At 64.3% G+C, this 11,747-nt stretch carries 12 protein-coding genes and 1 tRNA gene; 7 read left to right on the forward strand and 6 right to left on the reverse strand.

Annotated features, from left to right (window positions below):
* Window positions 1–36: 36 nt before the first annotated feature.
* Together R2823_02035 and R2823_02040 are read right to left on the reverse strand one after the other, a co-directional pair.
* Complete coding sequence (locus tag R2823_02035) at window positions 37–1,395, reverse strand: amidase (GenBank protein MEZ5174970.1); 1,359 nt, start codon at window positions 1,393–1,395, stop codon at window positions 37–39.
* A gap of 32 nt (window positions 1,396–1,427) precedes the next feature.
* Entirely contained in the window at window positions 1,428–2,288 is an 861-nt protein-coding gene (locus tag R2823_02040) for a MurR/RpiR family transcriptional regulator (GenBank protein MEZ5174971.1), read from the reverse strand.
* Window positions 2,289–2,365: 77 nt separating this feature from the next.
* Between R2823_02040 and R2823_02045 the strand changes: the two genes are divergently transcribed.
* Genes R2823_02045 through R2823_02065 form a run of 5 tightly spaced genes read left to right on the forward strand, consistent with a single transcriptional unit; the run spans window position 2,366 to window position 7,650 of the window.
* Entirely contained in the window at window positions 2,366–3,829 is a 1,464-nt protein-coding gene (locus R2823_02045; protein ID MEZ5174972.1) for a hypothetical protein, read from the forward strand.
* 30 nt (window positions 3,830–3,859) lie between these two features.
* Entirely contained in the window at window positions 3,860–4,570 is a 711-nt protein-coding gene (locus R2823_02050) for a 3-oxoacid CoA-transferase subunit A (GenBank protein MEZ5174973.1), read from the forward strand.
* Window positions 4,567–5,235 carry a 3-oxoacid CoA-transferase subunit B gene (locus R2823_02055; protein ID MEZ5174974.1) on the forward strand — a complete coding sequence of 223 codons (669 nt, stop codon included), beginning with the start codon at window positions 4,567–4,569 and terminating at the stop codon, window positions 5,233–5,235. The genes R2823_02050 and R2823_02055 overlap by 4 nt, the downstream gene beginning before the upstream one ends.
* Window positions 5,232–6,548: an aspartate aminotransferase family protein gene (locus R2823_02060; protein ID MEZ5174975.1), complete on the forward strand. Its 1,317-nt coding sequence runs from the start codon at window positions 5,232–5,234 to the stop codon at window positions 6,546–6,548. Before R2823_02055 ends, R2823_02060 begins: the two co-directional genes overlap by 4 nt.
* A gap of 4 nt (window positions 6,549–6,552) precedes the next feature.
* Complete coding sequence (locus R2823_02065; GenBank protein ID MEZ5174976.1) at window positions 6,553–7,650, forward strand: FAD-binding oxidoreductase; 1,098 nt, start codon at window positions 6,553–6,555, stop codon at window positions 7,648–7,650.
* A gap of 14 nt (window positions 7,651–7,664) precedes the next feature.
* On the opposite strand, the gene R2823_02070 is transcribed toward R2823_02065, so the two are convergent.
* Window positions 7,665–8,222 carry a DUF5698 domain-containing protein gene (locus tag R2823_02070; protein ID MEZ5174977.1) on the reverse strand — a complete coding sequence of 186 codons (558 nt, stop codon included), beginning with the start codon at window positions 8,220–8,222 and terminating at the stop codon, window positions 7,665–7,667.
* A 155-nt stretch (window positions 8,223–8,377) separates the two neighbouring features.
* On the opposite strand from R2823_02070, the gene R2823_02075 reads away from it, so the two are divergent.
* Window positions 8,378–8,451, forward strand: a tRNA-Gly gene (locus R2823_02075).
* Between the two features lie 73 nt (window positions 8,452–8,524).
* The gene (locus tag R2823_02080; protein MEZ5174978.1) at window positions 8,525–9,043 is read left to right on the forward strand and encodes a PEP-utilizing enzyme; all 519 of its coding nucleotides are present in this window, start codon (window positions 8,525–8,527) and stop codon (window positions 9,041–9,043) included.
* A 178-nt stretch (window positions 9,044–9,221) separates the two neighbouring features.
* On the opposite strand, the gene R2823_02085 is transcribed toward R2823_02080, so the two are convergent.
* From R2823_02085 to R2823_02095, 3 genes are all read right to left on the reverse strand, one after another.
* The gene (locus R2823_02085; GenBank protein ID MEZ5174979.1) at window positions 9,222–9,431 is read right to left on the reverse strand and encodes a hypothetical protein; all 210 of its coding nucleotides are present in this window, start codon (window positions 9,429–9,431) and stop codon (window positions 9,222–9,224) included.
* Window positions 9,432–9,620: 189 nt separating this feature from the next.
* Complete coding sequence (locus R2823_02090; GenBank protein ID MEZ5174980.1) at window positions 9,621–10,166, reverse strand: DUF1697 domain-containing protein; 546 nt, start codon at window positions 10,164–10,166, stop codon at window positions 9,621–9,623.
* Between the two features lie 142 nt (window positions 10,167–10,308).
* Complete coding sequence (locus R2823_02095) at window positions 10,309–11,694, reverse strand: ABC transporter substrate-binding protein (GenBank protein MEZ5174981.1); 1,386 nt, start codon at window positions 11,692–11,694, stop codon at window positions 10,309–10,311.
* Window positions 11,695–11,747 lie beyond the last annotated feature (53 nt).

Genomic DNA, 11,747 nt, shown 5'->3' on the forward strand with positions numbered 1-11,747 from the left:
AAGATCCCTCTGGTGTCCAGCACTTCGGGTGGGATGTCAGGCCGGAATCGGAGGGCGCCTCGTGTGGAAGTCGGTGACCTGCTGGTAGGCGAGGCCGATCGAAAGCACTGCCTGTTCGGTTCGCCCGATGATCTGCACGCCGAGCGGAAGGCCATTGTCCGACATGCCGCATGGCACGGTCAGGGAGGCCAGTCCCGTGTAGCTCACCGGCGCGGTTGTCTGGAGCAACCGCATGGTGTTCTCCGTGATACCGACTCCTTGTGAACTGTCGATCGATGCCGCGTATGGCGCGTCGATGGAAACCGTCGGGAGGATGAGGGCGTCTGCGTCCCCGAGGCCGCGTCGAAAGCGGTGGGCGAGGGTATCGAGCTCCCGGTGGGCAAGGACGAGGTCGGCACCACGGATCTCCTCTGCCCTGGCGAAGTAGCGCTGGAGTTCCGCCGAGTACCGCTCGCGACGGCTCGGGTACCAGCCAGCGTGGGTGTGTGCCGCGAGGAATTCGGACAGGACGACGGCCGTCCGGCTTGCACTCCACTCGGCGAATTTCGGAAGGGCCGCATCGCGCCGGGTCGCTCCGTGGCGAGCCAACACATCGATCGCTTCCTCGTAGGCCGTAAGCACATCGGAATTGAAGGTCCCGAGGGACGCGAGATCGCCGGGCGCAGCGATCGTTGTCTCGGTGAGGTCGGCCACAGGGGCGATCACCTCGCCGGACAGCACCGACCACATCAGCGCGACATCGGCGGCGGTGCGAGCGATCGGGCCAACGGTGTCGTGGGTGCGCGAGAACGGCACAGTGCGATCGAGCGGGATCGACCCAACAAGCGGCCGCAAGCCTGTGATGCCACACAGGGCGGCGGGGATCCGGATCGAGCCTCCGCTGTCGGAACCGAGTGCGCCAAGGCATTCGCCCGAGGCGACCGCCGCGGCCGAGCCGCCACTCGAGCCTCCCGCGATCCGGTCGGGATCCCACGGGTTGCGGGTCGGTGGTGTCTCACACCCGTACGCGAACTCATGGGTTGTCGTCTTGCCGACCACAACACCGCCGGCGTCAACGAGGCAATCGACGGCGGGCGCGTTGCCGTCGGCCGCAGCGGCGTCGCCGAGCACGGCCGAGCCGGCACGCGTCCGGAACCCCTCAGCGTCCATCACATCCTTGATGCCGATGGGAATGCCGTGGAGACGACCCCGTCGATCGCGCGGAACCGCATCGAGTGATCGGGCACGAGCTATGGCCCGGTCGTCGTCACGCTCAGCGAACGCTTGCACGATCGGCTCGACAGCTGCCGTGCGCCGAAGGCACGACTCGACGACATCGGATGCGTCGAAAGCGCCCTTACCGATCAGGTCGACGGCGCTCGTCAAATCAAGGTTCCACGGTTCGGTGCCGCTCATCGGGTCTCCTGTCATCTGGTTCGCTACATCCGTCACGCGCCCGAGCCCTGATCCACGAATGCCGCGGTCGCCGTCCACGCGGCTTCGGTACGGTCGATGCTCGCAACAGCGGCTTCGCCCATGGCAGCGGCAACTCCCGCGACGAGCATCTCGGCGACGGCGACTGCTGGCACAGAGCTGTCGAACGGACCGATGCCGGGAACCGAGACATCGCACCACGCGTCGGCGAGCGCCGCGTACGGGGAGAGGGGCCCATCGGTGACCGCAACAATGGTCGCTCCGAGCGCATCGAGGTGGGCGACGGCATCGAGACTCCGCTTGCGGTAGCGCCGAAAGTCGAACGCCACCACGCAGTCGTCGGTCGTTGCGGCGCCGAGCTGCCCTCCGGCCCTGTGGTCGTCGATGAGAACCACATCCTTTCCGAGAATCGTCAGCCCGCTCATCAAGGCAGCCGCTCCGGCTCGGGAGGTCTCCCCCGACACCACGAGAACCCTTCGGGCGGTGACGATCGGATCGACCATCGACGCGAGCCGCTCGTCGGGAAGATGCGCGAAGAGGTGATCAAGGGCGGTGAACAGTTTCGCTCGCACGGTCGCCGTTGGGGACCGTTCGCCCCGAATCCGAGCACTCGGACGGTTGAGGGTGTCGGTGAGGGCGTCACGGGCCCGCGCCTGGAGATCGGAATAGCCGCCGAACCCGAGCGTACGCGCGAAGCGCACGACCGTCGGACGGCTGACATCCACATGCCGTGCGAGATCCGCAACGGTCCCGAAGGCGACGATGGTCGGGTCATCGAGGACGGCACGAGCGAGAAGCTCCTCGCTCGGCGTCAGCTGGTCATTGACGGCGGCGATGAGATCGGCAAGAGAAGGGGCTGGCACTTGGATGTTCATTGTGTTACATTGTATCCAATCTGATATTCGTTTTGCTACAACCATAGCCCTGACTGGTGATCGGAGGAGACACCGACATGGACATCGAGATCCCGACCAAGCGTGACAAGTACGAACCCACCGAGCGCGAGCAGGCGTTCCTCGACGGGGTCGTCAATCCCAAGTATGACCGCGAGATCATCAACGGCCTCGACCCGTTCTTCGAGGATCGTGCCCCCGATGACATGAAGGGCTTTTACACCGAGACCGAGATCTCGGACTTGCTGCGTGTTCGGGACACCGAACGCGATGTGGAATCACGCATGCCGGTCAAGATGACCCGCCACTACTTCGAGCTCGCGAAAAAGAGCCCGAACCTCCAGAAGATCATCAAGGCGAGCACCGACGAGACCCTCAATCTCCAGGGCTCGGAGGACCCGGGCTTCCAGATGGACTACAGCCCCGTTGAAGGGCTGCTGCACAAGTACGAGATGGGCCTGATGTATGTCATCTCGACCTGTTCGGCACACTGCCGATTCTGCTACCGCGAGGAGCTGATCGCACGCAAAGAGATCGAGCGCCAGGACGGGACCGTCGCAAAGAAGGGCCTCGCCCAGATCAAGGAGATCACCGACTACATCCGTGCCCACAACGCCGTCGTTGCAGACAACGGTGGCCTGCATCCCGAGTCGGGCCGTGAGAAACTGCGCGAGATCCTTCTCTCGGGTGGCGACCCGATGGTGCTCCCGAATTCGAAGCTCGCCGCATGGTTCGCCGCCCTCGCCGAAGCCGGCGTCGAATCCATCAGGCTCGGCACCAAGGAAATGGCTTTCTACCCGGATCGGTTCGATGAGCACTTCCTCGATGTGCTTGATCGGTTCCACGAGACCTATCCCGATGTCGGGTTCCGTCTGATGATCCACTTCAACCATCCCGACGAGTTCCTCGAAAAGGATGAGGACGGCAACTACATCGAGCAGGCGAACGGGACCCTCAAGTGGCATCCAGCCACGAAGCGGGCGATGGATGCGGTCGTGAGCCGCGGCTGGCTCCAGGTGGAGAACCAGGCGCCAATCATCAAGGGCGTCAACAACGACCCCGATGCCCTGCGGATCATGCAGCGGGCCCTGTACCGCGTCGGTGTGGGGAACCACTACTTCTTCTGCGGTCGCGACATCGTTGCATACCGTGCGTTCAATGTCCCGATCGAGACGGCGTGGAACATCCTCAACGAGTCCCAGAAGGGCCTCTCGGGTGTCGAGACCCACGCGCGGCTGTCGATCACCCACTACAAGGGGAAGACGGAGGTCGCAGCCGTCACCAACGAACCGATCCCGGGACTCGCCGGGTCGGAGAACGGTGTGTTGATCTTCAAGATCCTGCGCAACGCAGCCGATGCCCCGGATCGTGGCAAGGTCTGTATCGTTGGCCGTAATCCGGAAGCGATCTGGTTTGACGACTACGAGGACCGCGTCCTGTTCGACGAGGCGGGCCTGTATGACTACACGAGGGTCACAAAGAAGCCCGTCGAGGTGCCGGTCGCCGTACCGGTTGGCAGCTGAACCGACCCGTTTGCGAGAAGGGCCGGAGAGATGATCGACAAGACGGTCGGTTCGGTGCACGACGCGGTGGCCGACATCACCGACGGTTCGGTGGTGATGATCGGAGGCTTCGGTGAGGCGGGAAGCCCCATCGAGCTGATTCATGCCCTGATCGATCAGGGTGCGACGGGGCTGACGGTCGTCAACAACAACACGGGCAGCGGAGAGGTGGGCCTCGCGGCGCTCATTAAGGAACGGCGGGTTGCGCGAATGATCTGCTCGTATCCGAGGACGGCGAACTCGACCGTGTTTCCTGACCTGTACCGGGCACGGGAGATCGAACTGGATCTGGTGCCCCAAGGCACGCTCGCGGAACGGATCAGGGCCGGTGGCGCCGGCATCCCCGCCTTCTACACGCCGACATCCGTGGGTACGCCCCTCGCAGAAGGCAAGGAGCTCCGCTCTTTCGGCGGAAGGGACTATGTCCTCGAGCACGGGCTGACGGCGGACTTCGCCCTGATCAAATGCCGGACGGCCGACCGACTCGGAAACCTCCGGTTCAACAAGACCGCAAGGAACTTCAGCCCGGTGATGGCTACCGCTGCGACAACCACGATCGTGCAGACCGATGAACTGGTCGAGACGGGCTCGATCGATCCCGAGTGTGTGGTGACGCCTGGCATCTTCGTGGATCGGGTCGTCGAGGTGCGGGATCCGGCGCAGGAGTCGGATCTCGTTGCACGGGGGGTGTCGTATCCATGACCGGTGACCGAATCGGCTGGAGCAGGGACGAGATGGCAAAGCGCGCCGCGGCTGACATCCCGGACGGCTCGTATGTGAACCTCGGGATCGGGATCCCCGAGCTGGTTGCGTCCCATGTCCCCGAAGGACGCGAGTTCATCTACCACACCGAAAACGGGCTGCTCGGGATGGGCCCGGCACCGGAAGAAGGCGGAGGCGAACCGGAGCTGATCAACGCCGGCAAGAAGCGGGTCACGGCCCTTCCCGGTGCGTCGTACTTCCATCATGCGGACAGTTTCGGGATGATCCGCGGTGGCCATATCGACCTGTGCGTACTCGGTGCGCTCCAGGTGTCCCACGCGGGCGACCTTGCGAACTGGTCCACCGGCGGCCCTGACGCCATTCCCGCCGTCGGGGGTGCCATGGATCTCGTGGCGGGCGTCCCGAGCATTTTCGTGATCACGCAGCACACGACCCGTGACGGCGAACCGAAGCTCGTCAAGCAATGCACCTACCCCCTCACGGCCATCGGAGTGGTTTCGCGGGTGTACACCGACCTCGCCGTGATCGATATCGGAGATGATGGATTCGAGCTGTTCGAACTCGCGCCGGGGGTGACCTACGACGATGTGGCGAGCCGCACCGACGGTGTCCTCGTGGATGCCCGACCGATGGGAATGACATGACCCAACACCTGACGACGACCAAGAGCGCTGCGCTGTATGAGCGCGCACAGCGATCACTCCCCGGCGGCGTCAGCCGCAACACGGTGCTGCGATCACCGCACCCGCTGTACGCGGCGCATGCGGCCGGATCCCGCGTAACCGACATCGAGGGCGTGGAACGCATCGACTTCGCCAACAACATGGCGTCGCTGATCCACGGTCATGCCCACCCCGCCATCGTCGGCGCCGTCACCGAACAACTCCAACGCGGCTCGGCGTTCACGCTCGCGACGGAGGTCGAGGTCGAACACGCGGAGCACATCTGTGGCCGGAGCGACAACTTCGACCAGGTGCGGTTCGTGAACTCGGGCACCGAGGCGGTCATGGGTGCCCTCAAGGCCGCCCGTGCGTTCACCGAGAGGCCAAAGATCGCGAAGATCGAGGGGGCCTATCACGGCCTCTACGACTTCGCGGAAGTGAGCCAGACATCGAATCCGTCGAACTGGGGTGACGCGTCGCGCCCCGAAAGCGTCCCGGTGTCGCACGGCACACCCGAATCGGTGCTCGGCGATGTGGTTGTCGTCCCCTTCAACGACGCCGACACGGCAATCGCCATCCTCGAGAGCCATCCCGGTGAGATCGCGTGCGTCCTGATCGATCCCATGCCGCATCGGGTAGGGCTGATTCCCGTCTCACGGTCGTTCGTCGAACGGCTCAGCGACTGGGCTCGCCGCGACGGGGCACTGCTCGTCTTCGATGAGGTGATCACCTTCCGGACCGAGGTCGGCGGCTTTCAGGAGCGTCTCGGCGTTGCACCCGATCTCACCGCGATGGGGAAGGCGATCGGTGGCGGCTTCCCCGTCGGTGCGATCGCGGGTCGTCGCGATGTCATGCAGGTCATGAACCCGCTGACCGACAAGGTGCGGTTCCCCCACTCGGGGACCTTCTCTGCGAATCCCATCACGATGACGGCGGGCTTGGCGGCGATGACCCTTTACGACGCCACCTCGGTGACCGACCTCAACGACCTCACGAGTACCGCCATCGCTGGCATCGAGGAAGCCATCGGTCGGACCGGCGCAGCGGCGAGCGTCACGGGAGCGGGCTCGATGTTCCGGATCCATCTCAAGCCGGATCCCCCGACCAACCACCGCACCGCCTTCGCGGAACCCCGTGAACTCGCGGCCCGCAGCGCCCTGCTCGACCATCTCTTCGACGACGGTTTCATGATGGTCAACACCTGCACAGCGATCCTGTCCACGGTGATGAACACCGACGATGTGGACGCACTCGTGGCATCGGTGGAGTCGGGGCTCAAGCGACTGGACCTGTGACTCCTTGAACGCCGATGTGATCGTCGTCGGGGGTGGGATCGCCGGCGTGTCCGCGGCTGCAGAGCTGTCGGCTCGTGCGTCGGTGGTCGTCGTGGAAGCCGAACCGACACTCAACTATCACGCATCGGGGCGCTCCGCAGCGATGTACAGCGAATGCCGCGGATCGGAGGCGATCCGGCTCCTCACACAGCGTTCAAGGGAGTTCTTCGTCGACGAAGGGGTCACTTCGCCCCGATCGGTGCTGTATGTCGCTCCCTACGACGAGCCGGACACGATCGGTTCGATGCTCGCCGAGTTCGGGACTCTCGTACCTTCGTTGCGGGAGGTCGATCGGGACGAGATCGTCACGATCTGCGATGCCGTTCGGCCCGAGACGGTGTCAACAGGGATGCTCGAACCCAACGCGATGGAGCTCGATGTCGATCTGATCGCATCCGCCTTCCGGCGCACCGCGCGACGGAACGGCGCCGAGATGCTGCTTGAGCAGCGGGTGACCCGGATCGACCGTGATGGCGAGATGTGGCGTGTCGGGACCGGTGCCGATACCCACCGAGCGCCGGTCATCGTCAACGCCGCCGGGGCATGGGGCGATCAGGTGGCGGGCCTCGCGGGGATTCCACCGCTCGGCCTTGCACCGTTGCTGCGATCCGTGTTTCTGTTCGATCCCCGCCGCGACGCCGGACACTGGCCGCTCCTTGTCGATACCGGCGAACGCTGGTACCTCAAACCGGAGGGACCGAATGTGCTCGGCTCGGCAGCGAGCGAAACACCCTCGCCACCGGTTGATGCACGGCCCGATGAGCTCGACATCGCCCTCGGCATCGAACGCATCGGGAAAACAACGGATCTGTCGATCCGTTCGGTGCGCTCGTCATGGGCAGGGCTGCGGACCTTCACACCGGACCGCACACCCGCCGTTGGCTTCGACCCGCAGGTCGAGGGGTTCTTCTGGCTCGTTGGTCAGGGCGGTTCAGGGATCAAGACCGCGCCCTCCCTTGCGACCTACACCGCGTCGTGGATCCTCGACGGCTGCCCACCGGCATGGGATGAGGCGGACCGGCTCAACGGGCTTGTCGATCCTGCCCGCTTCGTCGACGGCTGATTCCGTTGCCCGCGTCAGACGCGGGAGCGCTGGTATCGACGGTGGGTGAGGTCGAGGGTGTCGACATCTTCGACGGTCACGAAAGCGTCGGGGCTCTCTTGGGCAACGATCCGCATCACCTCGGGAGTGCGACGGCGGGTCACGACGCAGAACAGGATCAGGACCGGGCTACGGAAGCCGGTTCCCTCGATCTCGGTGACTCCGAACCCTGCGTCTCGGAGCGCCTCAGTCGGGATCGGCCCGTCGACGGGGACGAACACCCTGACCACGGACTTGCCAACGGCAAGCGTCGACTCGAGCCAAGACCCGATCCAGGTCCCGACCGCGAACCCTCCCGCGTACGCGATCGCCTTCGCCGGCGTGTCGAGTGACGCGAACACGGCGGCGGCGGCGATGAGCCATGTCAACGATTCGATAAACCCGACGGCCGCTGCGGGCAGGCGCCTCCCTCGCATCAGGAACATGACACGAAGGACACCAGCGGACACATCGACGATCCGCATGGCGACGATCAGCGCAAGGATCCCAGCGGTCGCCAAGGTGTCGGCAGACACGATTCCGAGGGTGGACATGAGAAATCAGCTCCAATGGGGCACGGGTTGTACGCGACGAACCGCACCTCCTGAGGCGATGCGGTCTTCGTGATGATACCGGCCCGAGCGAATTGACTCACCCCATCGGGATCGGCGATGCCAAGACACGGCTGGGAAGTAGAATCCGGCCATCTGCGGGTGTAGTTCAATGGCAGAACATCAGCTTCCCAAGCTGAATACGGGGGTTCGATTCCCCTCACCCGCTCCACCACGGGTAGCGGAAGATCGGAGGGATCACCGCGGCACTCATCGGTGACCCGGCCCCTGACCTCACTGACCGGGTGATCCTGCGCCGCGGTGAGGAAGCCTGGGTTCGAGCCCACCCAGGACCCGCATATGTCGGCAAGCAGGGCGCACCTCCCGACACCAGCCGACTCCCCGCCTCCTTGCGAAGGGTCAACGAACCGATCCTGTGGATGGTCAGCCACGAATACCCTGCGCCAACCCCGGCACCCGACGACACCGACATCCTCCTGGCCGGCGTCGCCGCCTCACCCGGCGTCACCGAGGGGCCGGTACGAGTCATTCGAACCCACGACGACATGCACCATCTCAACGACGGCGATGTGTTGGTCTGTCAGGTCACAAGCCCGGCATGGGCACCGCTGTTCCCCCTCGCGCGCGGTGTCACCGCCGACGGCGGCGGTGCTCTCAGCCACGCTGCCATCGCCGCTCGCGAGCACGGCATCCCCGCCGTGCTCGGCACCGGCAACGGGACCACCCCCCTTCGCGACGGTCAACATGTCAAGATCGACGGCACCCGCGGCCTCGTGTTTGCCATGCCATCGAGCGAGTCGTGAGGTCCGTGGACGGCCCGTACCCGTGAGCGACTCCCACAGAACCAACCCCTTGCACGCCACACGGCGACACCACGACCACGGCGACCGTCACTCCGCACATCGCGGAAATGACGGAGGTCGCGGTTCTGACCGATCCCGCATCAGGGCCGGGTTCGATCCCCGTCACCCGCCCCGTTGGTCATTCGTCGCGCCGAGTCAGCAATGACAGGGCGCCGATGACCGCGGCCAACGAGACCGCCAGTCCCACAAGCGGGAACGCCGACCACCAGTGTCGCGGCACCTCTCGCCAGCCCTCCGACAGTTCCGCAACGGCATAGCCGAGTGCCCCGGACCACATGACGATCAGGACCAGCCCGTCCCCGACGACGAATTGCATGCTGCGTCTCATCGTTGCATCCGATCCTGCTCGATCGTGCAAATCGTAGCTGGCACCAGCGATTGGCGGTACGGCGAGGCAAAACCGGGGTCCACGGACAGGCTGTCGCCGCTGCCGACAGACCTTCGGGGGGTCGTCCAGCCTGGCGACGATCGGTGATGCTCGAAGTCTCGCGCAACGGAGGCGGCTGATCGTGCGATCTCACTCGGTCAGCTGGTGCATCAGCCCTGCGAGCTTGCGGGTGGTGTTGATGTTGCGCATGGTCATCATCTTGTAGATCTTGGATCCGACGAGACGGCTCATCCGGCTGCGACCCAGATCGCTTCGATCGACATTCCACAGAACGGCCCCCGGGGCGTACAGGACACGGTCGATTCCCTCTCTCACAGGGATCTCGTCGACGATGTCGGGACGATCGACTTCGTCCCAGAGAAACAGCACCTCGCTCCGAGTCGTCTTGTCGTGAACCCATGTCCTCGGGACCGCCGAAAGGACAGCGTCAACCTGGTGTTTCGTTCTGAGCAACACCCTGACCGACAATCCGAATTCGTCCTCGATCGCCTGCTCGATCTCGGTCACGGGCTGCTCGGCGTCTGTGGTTCCTCCAAAGATCACATTGCCGGAGTTGATGTAGGTGGCAACCGGGTTGTAGCCAAGTGCCTCGAAGATCGCCTTGAGCCTCGGCATCTCCACCCGGTTCTTGCCACCGACATTGATGCCACGCAGAAGGGCGATGTTGGAATCCATCCCCCGAGCGTACGCTTCTGCGGGGACAGCAATCGCGTCGGAGACACCATACGGAGCCGAACAGGCTCACCGCTCCATGTGCTCAACGGCATTCGAAGCGGGATGCTGGGACCGCCTGTCGGCCCCAGCGTCCCGTCGTTCCTCAGATCTGCCAGCAGGGCTCGGTGAAGTCGAACTCAGCGGACGCCTCGGACACGAAGAAGTCCTTCTCCAACACGGAACCCGTGGTTCCGTCGGCTTGGCTCAGCGTCTGCCCGGCACCACCGGCCGCCGTGTACAAGGCGAGATCCGGGTTGAAGATCGCCGTGGCACGAATGACATAGTCGTTCGGGGCGCCGATCCAGTCCTGTGCCGGCTGGGATCCGCCGAAGTCGACCTTGATCTCGTGCGAGGCGGCGACCATGCCTTCGGGCGTGAGATCGTTGTTCTCGAGTGCCTTGGCGATGACCTGGTGCATCAGGTATGACTGATTCCAGCCGAGGATGAACACATCACTCGGTCGCCGATCGGGATAGGCCTCGGCCATCGCGGCCATCATCTCGTTGTTCCCTGGTGCGTCCTGACCCCACCCGATATTGAACGCCGACTGATAGAACATGGTGTCAACGAGTGGCGCAACCGCGCTGTCCAAGAGCGCGTAGTTGTACGAAGCGTTGTTCGCGATGAACTTGCCGGTGTAACCACCTTGGACCGCACCGCCCATGATCTCGGCGAGCGTTCCGGGACTCACGGCGAGGATGGTCCAATCAGCGTCGGACTGCGTGATGCTCTGGACGATCTCGGTGAGGTCTTGTCCGGGGATCACAGCGGCCTCGCCGTCGTAGGCAAGGTCGAGCCCGTAGTAGTCGACGGCGTGCTTGACGCCTGCCGCCGTGTCCTGGCCGTAGTCGCCGGGGAAGGTCGCGAGAGCCACGCTGGTGCCGCCCTGGTCTTTGGCAAACTCGACCATGTTCATGGCATCGAAGCAGTAGTTCGAGTTCTGTTCGAGCATCACACCCGAATCGAACTCGGGAATCGCCCACCCCGAGTACCAGCCGAGGGGCTCGGCAAGCATGCTGTCCGCGACATAGTCTGGCAGAGCCGCCACGCTCGGCGGTGAGCCGGTTGACAGGCTCAACGCGAGGACATCGTCCTTGATCTTCCCGTACTTTTCGACATGCTGCTCGACGTTGTAGTTGGTGTCTTCAACAACGAGCTCGATCGTCCAACCGTCAACGCCCCCTTCGGCATTCACCTTGTCCCAGTAGACGCGCTGGGCATCGGCAACATCGATCACCAGCGGAGAGAACAAGCCGGTGAGGTCGGCGAGCAATCCAATGGTGATGGTCTTCGTCGCGACATCGACACCCCGACCCGTCTTGAGCTCCGGCGGAGCAGTCGTCGTCGTGGTTGCCTCCGCTGCGGTCGTCGTTGTGTCCTGACCGGTGGGCCCGGTCGTGGTTGTCGTGTCGTCGCTGCTCGAGCTGCAGGCTGCCGCAACAAGTGCCAGCGTGAAGACCACGACGAGCACGCTTCTGTGCCGGGTCATGTGTTGTCCCTTCCTCCTCAATCATCCTCCGTTGGCCCCCGTCGAAGCGTCTG

The sequence above is a fragment of the Acidimicrobiia bacterium genome (assembly GCA_041393965.1).
Taxonomy (GTDB): Bacteria; Actinomycetota; Acidimicrobiia; order Spongiisociales; family UBA5794; genus UBA5794.